At 37.1% G+C, this 17,101-nt stretch carries 17 protein-coding genes; 6 read left to right on the top strand and 11 right to left on the bottom strand.

All coding sequences use genetic code 11. The features are described 5' to 3' along the window. The first annotated feature begins 2 nt into the window (after positions 1 to 2). From ACN19N_RS04000 to ACN19N_RS03990, 3 genes are all read left to right on the top strand, one after another. A complete protein-coding gene (locus ACN19N_RS04000; protein WP_420002004.1) occupies positions 3 to 3,596 on the top strand; it encodes an AAA family ATPase in 3,594 nt (1,197 codons plus the stop codon). Between the two features lie 90 nt (positions 3,597 to 3,686). Next, the gene (locus ACN19N_RS03995) at positions 3,687 to 3,896 is read left to right on the top strand and encodes a hypothetical protein (RefSeq protein WP_420002003.1); all 210 of its coding nucleotides are present in this window, start codon (positions 3,687 to 3,689) and stop codon (positions 3,894 to 3,896) included. A 238-nt stretch (positions 3,897 to 4,134) separates the two neighbouring features. Continuing rightward, complete coding sequence (locus tag ACN19N_RS03990; RefSeq protein ID WP_420002002.1) at positions 4,135 to 4,707, top strand: hypothetical protein; 573 nt, start codon at positions 4,135 to 4,137, stop codon at positions 4,705 to 4,707. Positions 4,708 to 4,731: 24 nt separating this feature from the next. On the opposite strand, the gene ACN19N_RS03985 is transcribed toward ACN19N_RS03990, so the two are convergent. Together ACN19N_RS03985 and ACN19N_RS03980 are read right to left on the bottom strand one after the other, a co-directional pair. Beyond that, positions 4,732 to 5,454, bottom strand: coding sequence for a hypothetical protein (locus ACN19N_RS03985; RefSeq protein WP_420002001.1), 723 nt, complete (start codon positions 5,452 to 5,454; stop codon positions 4,732 to 4,734). Positions 5,455 to 5,637: 183 nt separating this feature from the next. Further along, entirely contained in the window at positions 5,638 to 6,330 is a 693-nt protein-coding gene (locus tag ACN19N_RS03980) for a YggS family pyridoxal phosphate-dependent enzyme (RefSeq protein ID WP_420002000.1), read from the bottom strand. Positions 6,331 to 6,454: 124 nt separating this feature from the next. On the opposite strand from ACN19N_RS03980, the gene ACN19N_RS03975 reads away from it, so the two are divergent. Both ACN19N_RS03975 and ACN19N_RS03970 read left to right on the top strand, forming a co-directional pair. Further along, on the top strand, positions 6,455 to 7,492 hold the full coding sequence (locus ACN19N_RS03975; protein ID WP_269229785.1) for a type IV pilus twitching motility protein PilT: 1,038 nt from the start codon (positions 6,455 to 6,457) through the stop codon (positions 7,490 to 7,492). 24 nt (positions 7,493 to 7,516) lie between these two features. Continuing rightward, positions 7,517 to 8,635 carry a PilT/PilU family type 4a pilus ATPase gene (locus ACN19N_RS03970; protein ID WP_004663427.1) on the top strand — a complete coding sequence of 373 codons (1,119 nt, stop codon included), beginning with the start codon at positions 7,517 to 7,519 and terminating at the stop codon, positions 8,633 to 8,635. Between the two features lie 94 nt (positions 8,636 to 8,729). On the opposite strand, the gene fur is transcribed toward ACN19N_RS03970, so the two are convergent. Next, positions 8,730 to 9,167 (bottom strand): ferric iron uptake transcriptional regulator, encoded by a 438-nt coding sequence (gene fur / locus ACN19N_RS03965; protein WP_004663428.1) that lies wholly within the window; start codon positions 9,165 to 9,167, stop codon positions 8,730 to 8,732. A gap of 111 nt (positions 9,168 to 9,278) precedes the next feature. On the opposite strand from fur, the gene ACN19N_RS03960 reads away from it, so the two are divergent. After that, complete coding sequence (locus ACN19N_RS03960; RefSeq protein WP_269229784.1) at positions 9,279 to 9,677, top strand: outer membrane protein assembly factor BamE; 399 nt, start codon at positions 9,279 to 9,281, stop codon at positions 9,675 to 9,677. 58 nt (positions 9,678 to 9,735) lie between these two features. On the opposite strand, the gene ACN19N_RS03955 is transcribed toward ACN19N_RS03960, so the two are convergent. The 8 genes from ACN19N_RS03955 to dut all read right to left on the bottom strand — a co-directional run bounded on the left by ACN19N_RS03955 (position 9,736) and on the right by dut (position 17,097). Then, the gene (locus ACN19N_RS03955; RefSeq protein ID WP_269239199.1) at positions 9,736 to 10,056 is read right to left on the bottom strand and encodes an RnfH family protein; all 321 of its coding nucleotides are present in this window, start codon (positions 10,054 to 10,056) and stop codon (positions 9,736 to 9,738) included. Then, positions 10,056 to 11,138: a hypothetical protein gene (locus tag ACN19N_RS03950; protein ID WP_269239198.1), complete on the bottom strand. Its 1,083-nt coding sequence runs from the start codon at positions 11,136 to 11,138 to the stop codon at positions 10,056 to 10,058. Before ACN19N_RS03950 ends, ACN19N_RS03955 begins: the two co-directional genes overlap by 1 nt. A 248-nt stretch (positions 11,139 to 11,386) precedes the next feature. Further along, on the bottom strand, positions 11,387 to 11,842 hold the full coding sequence (locus tag ACN19N_RS03945) for a bacteriohemerythrin (RefSeq protein ID WP_269229781.1): 456 nt from the start codon (positions 11,840 to 11,842) through the stop codon (positions 11,387 to 11,389). A gap of 276 nt (positions 11,843 to 12,118) precedes the next feature. Then, on the bottom strand, positions 12,119 to 12,967 hold the full coding sequence (locus ACN19N_RS03940; RefSeq protein WP_269229780.1) for a class II glutamine amidotransferase: 849 nt from the start codon (positions 12,965 to 12,967) through the stop codon (positions 12,119 to 12,121). Positions 12,968 to 13,064: 97 nt separating this feature from the next. Beyond that, positions 13,065 to 13,841, bottom strand: coding sequence for a GNAT family N-acetyltransferase (locus ACN19N_RS03935; RefSeq protein ID WP_269229779.1), 777 nt, complete (start codon positions 13,839 to 13,841; stop codon positions 13,065 to 13,067). A 275-nt stretch (positions 13,842 to 14,116) separates the two neighbouring features. Further along, entirely contained in the window at positions 14,117 to 15,016 is a 900-nt protein-coding gene (gene argB / locus ACN19N_RS03930; RefSeq protein ID WP_269229778.1) for an acetylglutamate kinase, read from the bottom strand. 13 nt (positions 15,017 to 15,029) lie between these two features. Then, positions 15,030 to 16,451 carry a phosphomannomutase/phosphoglucomutase gene (locus ACN19N_RS03925; protein ID WP_269239197.1) on the bottom strand — a complete coding sequence of 474 codons (1,422 nt, stop codon included), beginning with the start codon at positions 16,449 to 16,451 and terminating at the stop codon, positions 15,030 to 15,032. A gap of 193 nt (positions 16,452 to 16,644) precedes the next feature. Further along, positions 16,645 to 17,097, bottom strand: coding sequence for a dUTP diphosphatase (dut, locus tag ACN19N_RS03920; RefSeq protein WP_269239196.1), 453 nt, complete (start codon positions 17,095 to 17,097; stop codon positions 16,645 to 16,647). Between the last annotated feature and the right edge of the window lie 4 nt (positions 17,098 to 17,101).

Below are 17,101 nucleotides of genomic sequence, written 5' to 3'. Positions count from 1 at the left end.
CCGTGAAAATTTTATCAATTCGACTTAAAAATTTGGCATCGCTTGCAGGTGAACATTTTATTGATTTTGAAACTGAGCCTTTAGCAAATGCAGGACTGATTGCCATTGTCGGAAAAACGGGTGCAGGTAAATCTACAATTTTAGATGCCATGTGTCTGGCGTTATTTAATAAAATTCCCCGCCTTAAAGAAAGTGACGGCAAGCTGTTAGATGTCGATGGTTCTGAACTACTCACAAACTCCCCTTTAACGGTTCTACGCCGTGGCACAGGACATGGTTTTGCCGAACTGTGTTTTGTGGCACAAGATCAGAAACACTACCTCGCACGTTGGGAAATTAAACGTGCCCGTGAAAATGCCAGTGGCAAATTGCAAAGTGTACAACGCTCACTCAAATGCCTGACCGATGGCGTGGTGATTGCAGATAAAACCAAAGCAGTTGAAGCGCATATTCAACAGATTACTCAACTGAGTTTTGAGCAATTTACTCGTGCTGTACTGTTGGCGCAGTCTGAAGTCACCGCTTTTTTAAAGGCACGTGATAATGAACGTGGTGAATTACTCGAATATCTGACCAATTCCAGTATTTTTGCCAAAATTGGACAACTGGCTTATGCGAAGACCAAAGAAATAGCTGATCAACGCAAGCAACTGGAAAATGTGCTCGGTCATATTGAAATCCGTTCTGATGAAGAAATTGCCGAATTACAAAGTCAGTTCCAGCAGGTACAACAACAGGTTCAACAGTTGGAAGCCGACAAAGTTCAGCTCAATCAACAACAACAGTGGTTCGAGCAAAAACAAAAACTAGAAGCTGATATTCAAGATCGTCAGCAAAAATTGCACCTTCAACAACAACATATTGAGGCATTCGCCCCGCAAAAAGCACAATTACACCAACTTGAACGCTTTGCTTCTATTCATCCATATTTCATTCAACATAAGAATTTCAATGCTGATCTTGGCAAATTACAACCTCAATTGCTCAAAGCACAGCAAGATTTCAATACAGTTGAACAGAAATACAATACTGAAAAATTTGCCTTTGAAAAAATAGATACTGAGCACAATCAACTACAACAATTTGAGACTCAACATCAAGACAAAATTAAATTGGTACGCGATCGTATTGCTGACCGTCGTCTTTTGGGTGAGCAACTTCGTAAAGCTCAAAGTGATATTAAAGAGTTAGAGAATCAACAGATTCCCCATCTTGATCAGGAACAATTAGTTCAAAATCAGCTTAAACAATTACAACTCAGTATTTCTCAACATACGGCGCAGTTAGAAACATCCAATCATTTTGGTTCTTTGGATGATTCCCTTTCAGCACACATCTCTCAAATTCAACGCTTTATTCAAAGTTACGCTCTATTTGAAAAAAATTATGGTGATGTGCAACATGCCAATCAGCAACTTTTGGCAAAACAGAAACAACTTGAAGAAATAACAATACAATTCGGTCAAGATGATGCACTTAATCAAAAAATTACAACATTAGGCATCGAGCGTGATCAGCTTGTACAAAAGTTAAATCAATTCAATGTGATTCAACATCAATGGCACAATTTTCAACAGATTGATGCTGAAAATTGCAAATTAACGAGCTGGGAAAATACGCTAAATCAGCAAATTATACAGACTCAAACTGAATTCAAAACTGCCGAAACGAATTACCAAGAACAAAAAAATGCACGTGAACAACTGCAAAAAATCTTGCAACAGCAACGTTTACTGAATACTAAAAATATTGAAAAACTGAGAGCGGATTTGGTCGATGGTGAACCTTGTTTAGTTTGTGGCAGCAAACATCACCCATATGCTGAAAAGGAAGCTTTTTCTGATGAGTTATTGAAACTACAAGAACAACAAGAGCATCAAGCACTTGAGTTTGAAAAAGTGGCGTTTGAAACTTGGCAAAAGTTACAAACAACATTCACTCAGCAAACAGCATCAATGGATGCCAATTCAAAACAACTGGCTACTCTCACAGCTCAACGACTACAGCTTCAATCTGAGCTTGAACAGCAACTTATAACGCTTCATATCACCTTTGATTTTTCAAAAAATCATGATGTGTTAACTCAAATCATTCAGGCTCAAAAAGAGCATACTCAACAAACTCAAAAACAGCTTGAAGACTGTTTAACTTCACATGGAAATGCTCAAAAGCGACGTCATGAGCTTGTACAATCGATTCAACAAACCACGCAGCATTTATCGAATGTTCAACAAGCCGAATCAAATATTCAGCATATCGTAAGTTTGTTGAATGACACAGAAAAACAAATGTGGATGCAATCTATATTAAATGCCGCAGAACACGTTTCAAACTGCTTGCAACAACGTCAGCTCACATTAAAACAGCGAAATGATCTGAACAAACAACTCGATCAAACCACTCAACAACATCAACAATGTGTACAGCAAATTAAATTTGGTCAGGAAAAAATTCATTCAGCTGCAAAGCATATTGAAAATTTAACCATTGAAGGCAAAAAAAATAGCGATATTGCAATCCAAGTTATTTTTGAAATCACGCAAAATACCGTTGAAAAGCCACATGAATGGTTAGACGATTTTGATCAAAACCAACAACATCTACAAAAGCAATTTAAAAATGCACGTCAAAGTTTTGATCAAATCCGACAAGATTTTGAAATTAAAAATAATGGATTAAAAGAGTGTCTTGCTCATAACTCTCAACTGCAAAAACAAGCTGAGCAAGCGACTACCCATATTCAGCACTGGTTAAACCAAAATACTGATTTTACGTATGCAATGTTAGAACAACTAAGTACGATTTCTCACGAGCAAGAACAACAATTAAAACAAGATATTTTAAAAGTTGAACGTACTTATGCGGATCTACAAGCAGGGATGAGAACCGTTCAAGAACAACTCAAACAACACCTTGAACATCAACCTGAAATTGCATTTGAAATATTAATTTCTAAGCTCACTACACTTATTGAAAATATGCAAACTTTGGCTGAACAACGAGATCAATATAAAGTTCAAATCGAATTGCATCAGCAAAACTTAGCGAAACAAAAACAATTTGCAGATCAAATCCAACAGATTCAGCAGCAGGAACACCGTTGGAATAAGATTTCTAGTTTAATTGGCGATTCCAAAGGTAAGGATTTCCGTGATTTAGCCCAGCAATATAATCTGGATATTCTGCTTGAATATGCCAACCAACAACTCAGCATGTTGTCACAGCGTTATACTTTAAAACGTTTGGATAACTCACTTAGTTTGGCGATTATCGACCACGATATGGATGGAGAAACTCGTTCAGTGGCCTCTCTGTCTGGCGGTGAGTCTTTCCTGACTGCCCTTGCGATTTCTTTGGCGATTGCCAATATGGCCTCTGGTTCTATGAAAATCGAATCCCTGTTTATTGATGAAGGTTTTGGGAGTCTGGATGCCTCTTCGTTGCATATGGTGATGAATGCCTTAGACCAACTGCAAAGCCAAGGGCGTAAAGTCATTTTAATTTCCCATATTCAAGAAATGCATGAGCGTATTCCTGTGCAGATTCAGGTGCAACCGATTGGATCAGGTTCAAGTCGGATTGAGGTGGTGGGATAAATATAATCATGCTTATGGAAATAAAAAATGGAACAAAATGATCTCTTTCAACTTATACCAATATTCAAACGTATTTCCGATCAGTAACTTGTGGAATACGTTTGTCTATATCGCTTAGACACAAAACAATATGCTGTGCTATGCACTAATTTTTATAATTCTACTTATTCAAATGATGATCATGCTTATTTTAAAAAACCAACCATTGAGTTACTACTTGAGGAATCGCCTAAATCTCGTTGTAAATGGTTTTCTTCAATTCAAAAAGCGATTGAGCAACATGATTTAGATTTCAGCTAATTATTCTAATCAAATAACAAAAATTAGTTTTACTTCACATATTCATAAATATACTAACCGATTCAGCGAAAAGTTATTATTTCCCCTCATAAACTCAACTAATAGCATTAGCAATGAATTACTTTAATTATTATTTTTAAAAACGACATCTCATGTCGTATTCACTTAGAAAGAGATTGTTATTTCTCATAATATTGACTATTTTATCAAAAAACATCAATTCAATATGAGAATTTTTATGGCTGCAATTAAGCTGAGTGATGAGGAAGCTAGTCATTTTTTTACTGAACAAGTTGGCAAAAAACACCCTTTCACGATTCTTCATCCAGAAATATTAAAAGAACAAATTTATCAAGCTGCCATATGTTCCAAGCAAAACCAAGGTACTCATATCCCTGTGATTGTACGTTTTCGGATTGAATTTTCTTATTTTCAGCCTCGCTTAAAACGATATTTCAATATTCATTTATATATAGGAGCTACGATAGATTATTATTGGAATAAAAAAAATAAAGGAGATGAAATCAGCCGGACTTATTTTACAACTGATTTTTATCTAAGAACCTATGATTTTTTTGATGTCCAAACTGAAAAAAAATATCATTTCTGTCTTAAAAACCCATTTGAAGTTCCAAATTTTTCCGCTACACCTACAATTTATCGCCAAGTGGATTCTTTGATTTATTTTTTAAAATATCGCTTACCAGACATTAATGAAAACTTGATTCATTTTATTGACAGTGAAAAATTGAAAACTACACTATTTCTTGATTTTGAACGTCCAATCAACCAACAAATTAATGCCTTGTAGGAACAAGGCATTATTGAAATTAAATTATTCTTTGTCCGCAGGAAAGGCTTTAGGTGGCGGTGCATATTGAGATGAATCTTTTATGTCATCTTTTGAATCAGGAGATTCAAGTTGATAAATTGCTGTTCCAATAATGCCTGTATTTTGAATTGAACCATGATCCGAATTTGCAGCATAAGCATCTTCAGGCTGACTAAAAGTAAAAGATGCCACTGCGGAGTCGCTCTTACGGAAACCTTCTATCTGAATTGCGCTGTGCGGATGTAATACATAACCAGAATTATTGCGTGAAGCAGTACTTCCATTTAGTACATCCATACCATCTACACTTGCAACCACTTCATAAGTGTTGTCGGTATGATTTTCATATTTTAATTGATAGCTCTGGCCATTTTTACCTGAAAGATAATAATTTTGACCATCTCTATATAAGGGAAGCTCTTGATTATTATCATTAACAACAGAAAAACTAATTTTCCCTGCTGCCAAAGAAATACTATTCACCATTTTGCCTTGGTATTGCTTATTAGCATAACGGACTTGTGATTCAGCAATCGGCTGTTCAGATAAACGCGTCAAATTCACCTCAGTCACATGTGAAGTGACTTCATCTCCCCATTTTGTACCCAGTTTTTCATCTGCCGCAACTTGAGCATTCTGCTCAGTAACGATTTCACTTTCTTTTTTACTGCAAGCAGCTAAAAATAAACATAAAATAAATGAGATTAAGAAATAGATTTTTTTCATTTTAAATTAACCCTAAATTGAGTTCTTATCATTATGAGCAAATAATTTTTAATCGCTTAATATGAGCATCATATAAGTGATCAACGAATTATTCTAAATTAAGCCATTTTTTTCAACAGTGTATAAATCTTATATAATTGTAATTACTTCTCTATTCTCTGAACTAAAGAAGTAATTAACTCATTATGAAATATTTGAATAATCCCGTGCACCAAACAATGCTGTTCCTACTCTGACCATAGTTGAACCTGCTGCAATCGCAGCTTCAAGATCGGCAGACATGCCCATACTCAATGTATCCCAGTCTTGCGGCTGTGCATGCTGAGACTTAACTTCATCAAATAAGGCTTTGGCATCGATAAACGCAGCATAATTTTCAGGTGCAGGAATCACCATCAATCCACGTAAACGGATATTTGGAAGCTGACTGATTTGATGAACCAATTCTAAAACCTCATTTGGTTGGCAACCATCTTTAGAATTTTGCCCATCAATATTTACCTGAATACAGATATTTAATGGTTTTTGATTTTCTAAACGTTGGTTGGATAAACGTTCTGCAATAATCAAACGATCAACTCCATGCACCCAATCAAATGTTTCTGCTAAATGCTTGGTTTTATTGCGTTGTACATGACCAATAAAATGCCATTCAATATCTAAGTCTTGTAACTCATCAATTTTATTCAAGGCTTCTTGCAAATAATTTTCACCAAAACAACGCTGACCAACAGCATACATTTCTCGTAAGGTTTGGCTCGGATGAGTCTTTGAAACAGCCAACAATTGCACAGTAGAAGGATCACGTTTTACCAGCTGGCAGGCTTGCTCTATTTGATTTAAAACAGATTGACGGAATTGCTCAGATTTATTCATTGACACAGTTCTCACTTACAAAATCTTTTTTTCTCTCACATTCTATAATATGTTGGTAACACAGAGTGAAAGCCGTATATTATTCTATAAAAGAATGAGGCATTTTGATTGTTTCGGGGAAATCATGGATATTACAGAATTATTAGCATTTGCAGTTAAAAACGGTGCTTCAGACTTACATCTTTCATCAGGTATGCCACCAATGATTCGTGTCGATGGTGAAGTTCGTCGTATTAATTTACCAGCACTAGAACATAAAGATGTACACCGCTTAGTGTATGACATCATGAATGATAAACAACGTCGTGATTATGAAGAAGATCTCGAAACTGATTTTTCATTTGAAGTGCCTAATATTGCACGTTTCCGTGTGAACGCATTCAACCAAAACCGTGGCGCTGGCGCAGTATTCCGTACCATTCCATCTAAAGTTTTAACCATGGAAGACCTTGGTTTAGGTTCAATTTTTAAAGAAATTTGTGATTATCCACGTGGTATCGTTTTGGTTACAGGACCTACGGGTTCTGGTAAATCAACGACGCTCGCTGCGATGATTGATTATATTAATGAAAACCGTTATGACCATATTTTAACAGTTGAAGACCCGATTGAATTTGTACACCAATCTAAAAAATGTTTGATTAACCAACGTGAAGTGCATCGTGATACTCATGGTTTTAATGCCGCACTTCGTTCTGCGCTTCGTGAAGACCCAGACATCATACTTGTCGGTGAGATGCGTGACTTAGAAACCATTCGACTTGCGTTAACTGCGGCTGAAACAGGTCACTTGGTTTTTGGTACCCTACATACCACCTCTGCAGCTAAAACCATTGACCGTGTCATCGACGTATTCCCTGCCGAAGAAAAAGATATGGTTCGTGCCATGCTTTCTGAATCACTACAAGCCGTTATTTCTCAAACATTATTGAAGAAAAATGGTGGTGGTCGTGTTGCAGCGCATGAAATCATGATTGGAATTCCAGCCATTCGTAACCTTGTACGTGAAAATAAAGTAGCTCAGATGTATTCTGCCATCCAAACGGGTGCAAACTACGGTATGACTACACTTGACCAAAGTCTTAAGACCTTAGTTTCAAAAGGCGTTATTAGCCCTCAAGTTGCACGTACTGCAGCAAAACAACCTGAGTCATTCCTATAATAATAAACGGATTAGAGAAATATCATGGACTTTAATGATTTACTCAATTTAATGATTCAACAAAGTGCATCTGATTTATTTGTCACTGCAGATGTTGAACCCTCAATGAAGATCAACGGTCAAATTGTGCCTGTTTCAAAATCTAAACTCTCAGGTGAAGTCGTTGGTCAGTTACTTCATTCAATTATGTCAGATAAGCAGCGTAAAGAATTTGCTGAAACACGTGAATGCAACTTTGCGATTGTCAATCGTGAAAAAACGGCACGTTTCCGTGTGAGTGCTTTTCAACAGCGTGATATGCCTGGGATGGTTTTACGTCGTATTGAGACTGTCATTCCAACCATGGATGAACTCAAGCTCCCTAGCGTGCTGAAAGAACTTGCCATGACCAAACGTGGCATTATTATTTTTGTAGGCGCAACTGGTACAGGTAAATCAACCTCATTAGCTTCGATGATTGGTTACCGTAACCAAAACTCAAAGGGTCATATCATTACCATTGAAGACCCGATTGAATTTGTACATCAACATGCGGGTTGTATTGTCACTCAACGTGAAGTTGGGATTGATACAGATTCATTTGAAGTCGCATTAAAAAATACGCTTCGCCAAGCACCTGATGTGATCTTAATTGGTGAGATTCGTTCTCGTGAAACCATGGACTATGCAATTGCTTTTGCTGAAACTGGTCACTTAGTGCTCGCAACACTACACGCAAACAACGCGAACCAAGCACTTGATCGTATTATTCACTTCTTTGAAGCAGATCGTCATCCTCAATTGCATATGGATTTATCACTCAATCTCAAGGCGATGGTTGCTCAACAGTTGATCCCAACGCCAGATGGTAATTCACGTCGCGCAGCAATTGAGATTCTGATTAATACACCACTTTTGGCAGACTACATACGCAAAGGTGAAGTACACGAAATCAAAGATCTCATGAAGCGTTCTCGAGAATTGGGGATGCAGACTTTTGACCAAGCATTATTTGATTTATACAAAGCAGGTGAAATTACGTATAAAGATGCACTGAAGCATGCTGACTCGCCAAATGACTTACGTCTCACAATTAAACTTTCAGAAGAAGGTACAGATCAGTTATTGAGTGCGAGCCGAAATATTACCTTTGATGGTCAATAATTCGAATTAAGACATTAAAAAAGGAAGGTTTTTTAGAACCTTCCTTTTTATTTGTTTAATTTTAGTAAAGTACTAAGCTTTAACTAAATCAAACTCATTTTTTACGATAAGCATCTTGGCATTCAGAATCACTACAATAACCGTATAAGTTTAATGAATGACCTGTTAAGGCAAAATTATGCTGATCTGCAACAGCATGCTGCTCTTTCTCAATAATATCATTCGTAAATTCAACAACTTTGTTGCAATTTAAGCAAACAAGGTGATCATGATGATCTTCTTGCATGATTTCAAAAACTGAATGATTATTTTCAAAATGATGACGTTGGATAATGCCAGCCGCTTCAAATTGTGTTAACACTCGGTAAACGGTTGCTAAACCAACATCTTCACCTTGTTCAAGCAAAGTTTTATAAATATCTTCAGCACTTAAATGATGTTGTTTTGAATTTTCTAACAATTCCAAAATCTTAATACGAGGAAGGGTGACTTTAAGTCCAGCTTTGCGTAAGTCTTGATTGGAAATAGGCATTTAAAAAGGTCTCTCAACAAATCTTAAGTTGGAATAGGCAATAGAGTTTAGATGCAGTATGATCTATCCTTGAACCAAATGCATCATCATTTATCAGGATAGTGTAGCAAAATGCAAAAAATCATGCTGGCGTTATTCGTCACTTCAGTACTTAGCGGTTGTTCAGTCTTTGGTGTTTATAAAGTCGATATTCCACAGGGAACACCATTAACTAAAGCACAAGCATCACAAGTACAAGTCGGCATGAGCTTTCAGCAAGTCCGTTTCTTACTGGGTAGTCCAACTGTTACAGATCCATTAAATCCACAACGTTGGGACTATATCTACAACTACACCCCAGGGACTTATGCGAAAAAAGCAAAAATACCAGCAGTGCGTGGTCAACACTTAAAAGTTTATTTCGATGCGAATGGTAATGTAGAACGTCTAGAAGGTTTAGATACGATTCCCGAATCACAACCTGGTTTACCAGCATCAAAAGAAGCGATTCTGACTGCGCCACCACTATAAACTATAAATAGTTTCCAAAAAAGAAACCCCTCACCGAATCATTCATGAGGGGTTTTATTTATGAAGTTGATGGTCTAAAACGATTACCCTTAATAAAACGCCCAACAGGGTTCTTTGCGGCACGCTTGCGTCGAATATCTTTAGGATTAATCGTCAATGGACGATAAATCTCTACTCGATCACCCACTTGCAAAACAGTATCTATCTCAATCTTACTACCAAATACCCCAAGATTTAAAATCTCTGGAAGTTTTATCTGCTCTGCTAAACCACTTGCATCAATCGCTTGTTGTGCAGTCATTCCTTCATTGAATGGAACGGCAATCATAAATTGCTGTTCAGGTGTCGCAAATGCAACCCAAACTTGTTTCTGTTCCATTATAAAACTTGCCCAATAACTGCGACAATCGCAATCAAAATTGAAAGCGGTAAAACTAAACGTACCGCAATACGCCATACGTTATAAAATAATTCATTACTAAAACCCATAGCTTTACGAAGATGGCTAATCTTCATAATCCAGCCTGCAAAAACTGCATAAATCAAACAAATCACTAGTCCCCAAATCATCAATAGAGTATTAAAAACTTGGTCAACTTGTGGCACAGCCCAAACTGCAATTGCCGCGAGAATAATGCCCCATTGAATAATGATTGCAAGTTGGCGTTGTGCTAACTGCTCTTTAGCAAATTGGATCAATAATGCAGCAGACATTATCGCAGCAAAAACCCACGCTAATGCTGGAAGTTGCGCTTGGGTAGAGAAGAAACCAAATGCAATGACAGCAATAAGCTGCGCGACCCAGATCGGAAAGACTGAACTTGTGACCGCTTGTTGTTTCTTCACTGTCGCTAAACTACTTTGCCAATACAATCCTAGACCTAGACCACTTGCGACTAAAGCAAGCACTGTAGCATTGCCCCACTCTTTAAACTCAATACCTGTCCAGTGCCAAGTCGTTAACTGAGTTCCCATCACATTTGCACCAATAAAAGCAGCAATGACTCCAATTGTTGTAAGTCCAATTAAAAATTGGCGCGGTATAAAAGATAAACCAAGCGCTATAACGGCAAAAACAGCGAAAAGGATTTGAACAGGAAGATTTAATGCAAGCTGCTCAGTCACAATGTGAGCAGAGGTATTTATCATACTGCCTGCAAAGAAAGGAACAAAAACAACAGCGAACCAACCTACTAAACGCCATTTCGGGGAAGCATCAGCATCACGCGTTAAAGTAGAAAGTGCTTGTAACGCGGTCATCTGTGAACGTTTCGCTAAGGCAATTTCAAGAAAACCAATCGGTAATGCTAATAAAAGCATGGTTCCTAGCCACAATAACCAAAAATCAAATTGACGATCAATTTGAATACCCACAGTTGGTGCTAATGTGCCAATCATGACAAAAGATAAGCAAAACGCCATCACTGGTGTAAGCCAGCGTGACAGAGTTGTGTCCTGCATACTGCATTCCTTAAAAAGCTTTGAACTCATTGTGCTTCTTTATGGAGCTTACAATGAAATATTCAATCTATTTTGCCTTTGTCACGTCTGAAAATCAAAACAAAAGATACCCAAAGAAAAAGGCAAATCACCATAAAGATGACTTGCCGCGCCTAGTTATTATTATGTAAATCTGACCTCTTATTTTTTACTCATCTTCACCTTATTATTTTTCTACCATAAGAGGTCTTATTGTTATTATTTTATTGTCAAGCAAAGAACCGAGAAAACCAATTCTTGCCTTTTTTCTTTTCATTTTCTTTAATAATGCCAACCATATTTTCTCTAACAGCACCTACATAATCAGCATCATCATGCCGAATATGATTGATTAACCATTTTGAAAGTGCTTCATGCAATTCTTTATCAATTTCATGCCCTAATTCAAAACGTTCACGATAAGTCTCTATCTTTTTGATAAATAAATCATGCACACGTTTATGTGGCACACGATATTTATAATTTGCTTCTTCTTGCAAGCTTTCTTCAAAGGTAAAATGCGACTGTGTATAATCAATAATATTGTCTAATACACTCTTCATTTTGACACGATCATGGGAATATTTTAAATCAGCGATTTCATTAATATAATCCAGAATACGTCGATGTTGATCATCGATTACCTCTATTCCTGTATTATATTCGGTAGACCATTTCATGCCCATATCGATTCCTAAAACCAATGTGATTTATTGAATAAGGACATAATATCGGCTAAACAATTAAATAAAAACACAGTATTTTTGTCAGATTTCAAATATTTTCAATAAAATAAATTAACCTGTTGTTTTATATTTAATTAAATATTTTAACCGATTAAAACACTCAAGTATTTTTTAACCAATTCGAGAAAAATAATTATAATTTCATTAAAATATAAATAGTTAAGAATAGATACTATAAATAAATGATATAGCATCTATTAATTTTTATTATACTTATTAATATTGATCCGCTCTCGTCACGCGTTTTAGGTTTGGATTTTCTGCTTCTCGAATGAGACGTTTAACACGTGTGAGTGCATATTTAATGGGTTTCCCGTGCTGAAATAAAATCATTTCGCCTGGCTGATATGCAGTCCATGATTCATTATGTGTGAGTGGTTCCGTCGTGATAACAGCAACACGATCTTCAGGTGTTGTTACCTCGCTAAAATCTACTTTGACGTCTAAATCAATTAAATGCGCAGGTTGAAATGGATATTCTCTTACTAACCAATGCAGTTTAGTTGTCGCATAACTAAATAATGCTTGCCCATTGGATAGGCAAAAATTAAACGTACCATGCTCAGCAATTTCAGGTGAAATCCGTTCTAATAGAGAAAAAACTTTCTCTATACACGGTTCTGTATATCCGAATGCTTCAACCATTTGATCTAATAAATAACAAAAAGCACGTTCGCTGTCTGTATTACCGACAGGTTCAAAGCGACCACTAAGCTGAGGATTAAAATCGTGTAGATCACCGTTATGCGCAAAAATCCAATGTCGCCCCCATAACTCACGTAGAAATGGATGTGAATTTTCTAGCGTAATTTTGCCTTGTGTTGCTTTTCGGATATGTGCAATCACATTACGAGATTTAATAGGATAATTACGAACTAAATCTGCAATTGGTGATTCAACCGCAGATTGATTATCAACAAACAAACGACATGCTTTGTCTTCAAAAAATGCGATACCAAAGCCATCACAATGATCAGACGTGACCCCTGCTCGTTGAGAAAATCCACGAAAGGAAAAGGTAATATCCGTCGGAGTCGCGCAATTCATTCCTAATAGCTGGCACATATCTTCTAACTATCTAACATCTGTGTCTATTGTGCATGAGGTACAGACATCTTGTAAATCTCAATATGTGCTCAGTATTAGCCTAACAATGATATAACTATCTCTGCACCATTTTATTCATCACAAAAGAAGTGGCAATTTTGTTAATTTCTAAGAAAACAAAATAATCCAAACATTTAAAATCTTCATCATAAAATGCTTGTTTAGAGAGCTTAGATTGCATACCTAGATATGTATCAAATAATTTTGGCATCCGTTCATCTTGTGGGAAACTATATTCTGGTCTCTCAGGTTCAAATGCACGTTTTGAACGGATATCAATAATTTGATGCTCAGCCAATTGCTGAATTTGACGATGGGTGTAATAAGCTCGCGCCAAGTTATCTTCAAGATGAATACTCACGCATCCCATCACATACTTCGCACGCATAGACCATAGTACCTTTGGCACTAAATTTAACCATAGCATTGATAAAGCTTTTCCAGAACGGAATTGCGGATGTACACACGTCCGCCCTATTTCCAAGATACTTGGCAAATGTGAAAAGTTTGGAACGACATCAAACTCTTTAGCACTATAACTTTGCCCAATTTCATGACCTTGAAACAATTTAAGACGTGTATAGGCAACAATTTCACCCGTCCATTTTTCACGTAACACCGCATGTTCACAACCAAAATCATAGAGATCTTGATCTAGCCCATCTTCAAAAGAGATACCAAATTGATGAGAGAATTGATTTGCTCTAAAACGTTGTACTTCTTGTAATTCTTTTAGATTATCCACCCACCCAAAACGGAATTGGTTTTGTGACGGCTTTTGACGTAAAGGTGAAGTTAATGTCTGGCGATAATGATTTAATTTTTCTAGCATAATGAAAGCTCCTTATGTCTAGAGTTACCTTAAATCGCTTCAATGACACTTCAATGAATAAAAGATGAACAGATCATGACTTAAATTCAATATCAACATCTATTAACTATCGCGGAGGCGGCATGGATGCAGCCCGTTTGACTGCGGTATCAAGGACGTGCCGTCAGTCAAACAAAAGATTTTTGTTACTATTCATCCTTGAAAAGTAAAGAAACACCTATACACAAGATATGTGATCTTACACATTCCATGAGGTTGTGCAAACTTTTCAAAAATTAATGCTTCGCACGATTGGTAATCAATGTACCAACGCCATGGTCAGTAAATATCTCTAATAATGTTGCATGAGGTACACGACCATCTACAATATGTGCACTCACGACACCACCTTTGACCGCGTCTAATGCACAACCGACTTTAGGAATCATACCGCCATAGATCACACCCGTTTCAATTAAACGATCTACTTCTTGTGTACTCAATCCAGTTAATAAGTTTTTATTTTCGTCTAATACGCCTGTGATATTAGTCAAAAGAATCAATTTCTCAGCGCCTAATGCTTCTGCAACTTTTCCAGCGACGAGATCAGCATTGATATTATAAGTATTCCCTTCTTCATCCACACCTAATGGTGCGATCACAGGAATAAAATCCCCTTGAGTAAACATTTCCAGTACATCGGTTTTAACACCAGTCACTTCACCGACCATACCCAAATCAATTTGAGAAATTGAACCATCAGCTTCTTGTTTTTCCATAAGCAGTTTACGGGCACGAAGTAAATTACCATCTTTACCTGTCAAACCAATCGCACGACCGCCGTGTTGGTTAATCAGATTGACAATCGATTTATTAACACTACCACCGAGAACCATTTCAACCACTTCCATCGTGGCTTGATCGGTGACGCGCATCCCATCAATACGATCAGACTCTTGCCCTAAACGTTTAAGCAGTGAATCAACTTGTGGACCACCACCATGTACGACGATTGGATTTAAACCTACTGTTTTTAATAACACGATATCGCGAGCAAAAGAGCTTTCTAGCTCTGGATCAGTCATTGCATTGCCACCATATTTTACAACCAACGTTTTACCTGCAAAACGTTGAATATACGGCAAAGCTTCAATCAAAATTTTTGCTTTATCAATGCCGATATGCTCGTGTGACATGCGCCTCTCCTTATTAAGCCTGTGCGAGTTCTTGTGCAATTTGCGGATATTGACCTTGCATCATAGAAACAAATTCTTGGCGAATTTCACGTAATCGATTTGGATTATCTGCATCAAAACGAACCGTGAAATACTCACCTGTATTAGATGCTCGAATAATGCCAAAACCATCGTCAAAATCAAGCCTTACCCCATCTATTTTACTTAAACGAGCGCCTAAACGATGACTTAGAATTTCAATATCATTTAAAACTTGTTTAGGGTTTATATCATGGGTGCTGATATAGGTATCTTCAGTACAATAACGTTCAGGGTAAATTGCTAATAAAGCAGAAAGGTTTGCTTTGTCTGATTGAGTCAGGTATTCCATGACTCTTAGCGCTGCATATAGACCATCGTCATAACCAAAACCGCGACCATCATTAAAGACATAGTGACCTGCATATTCACCACCAAATACCGCATTGCCTTTGGACTGAGATAAATATGTTCGCAAGAAACTACTTCCTGTACGAATCATTTTAGCTTGTCCATTCAAACGTTGTACGGTATCAGCCACCATTTGAGAACATTTCACATCAAATACAATTTCTTTACGTGGATGCTGTTGTAAACAGATTTGTGCGAATAAAGACAATAAGCGGTCTGGGCTAATAATATGGGCATGCTCATCGACTAACACCAAGCGATCACCATCACCATCTAAAGCAATGCCTAGATCAGCTTTTTCTAAAATAATGGCTGCTTGTAAATCTGTTAAATGCTCAGCATGTGAGGGATCTGGGGCATGATCAGGAAAATCCCCATTGGCTTCACAACGTAAAGCAATGACCTGACAACCTAACTTTTCTAAAACCAGTTTTGCACATCGACCTGCTGATCCATGCAAACCATCCAATACAATTTTTAAAGGGCGTGATAATTGAATATCATCTAATAAGGATTGCTGATACTGCAAACAATACAAAGGCACAATTTGATGTAGCACATGATCAGAATCAATCATTTGCTGAACATTTGGCAAAGAAATTTGTGCAAGTTGTCCAACCTGTTGAATCACGTCTGGCGTTGGGGGTTCACCATTTAAAATCCATTTAATACCATTATCTGATTTAGGGTTATGGCTTGCAGTCACCATAATTCCGTTCCCACCAAAATCACGCGCGATATAGTACATCATGGGCGATGAGCAACATCCAATGTTGGTGACTGTTAAACCCTGTGTTTGAAAAATTTGTTGAATAATATTGGCATAAGTCGGACTGGTTAGACGTGCATCATAGCCAATTACAACGCGATCTTGTCCTGCATTTTTATATTGTTGTGCTAAAGCATAGGCAATTGAATGAATCACATGAGGCGTTAAGTTGCTCAGTTTTCCACGGATATCATAAGCGCGAAAAACATTCAGAGGAAATGTATGTTTTATATCCACAGTAAACCCCTATTTTTATAATCACTAGCTGACTCAAAAAAAACAGAACTATTAAAAAATTAATTAACCCTTGTTCAGAAAAATTAAAGTAATTCATCAGCTGCTTTTTAATACAAATCTAGGGAACAATCAATATGACAAATGCAACGCTTTTCAGTAAAGCATTGCATTTAAATTGATAATGGAGGCAGTATTAGTGTTGGCCTGTATGTCCAAAACCACCTGCACCACGTTCAGTCGCAACAAATTCTTGCACTTGTTCAAATTCAGCTTGTACCACAGGAACTAAAACGTATTGAGCCAAACGCTCACCTGGCTCTAAATGGAAGGTATTCTGCCCACGATTCCAAACCGAAATCATCAACTCGCCTTGATAGTCAGAATCAATTAAACCGACTAAGTTTCCTAATACAATACCATGTTTATGACCAAGACCTGAACGCGGTAAAATTAAACCTGCAAAGTTTGGATCTTCGATATAGATTGCTAGACCTGTTTTGACTAAGACCGTTTCACCAGCCGCAATATCAATTGCAGTATCTAAACAGGCACGTAAATCTAAACCTGCTGAACCCGTTGTGGCATATGAAGGCAATGCCCATTCTTGACCTAAACGAGCATCTAATACTTTAACTTGGACTTTCATTACA

Source organism: Acinetobacter sp. LF10 (assembly GCF_048585715.1).
Lineage (GTDB): Bacteria > Pseudomonadota > Gammaproteobacteria > Pseudomonadales > Moraxellaceae > Acinetobacter.
Note: the sequence above shows the minus strand (reverse complement) of the source record. Positions and strands in the feature narration are given on the sequence as shown.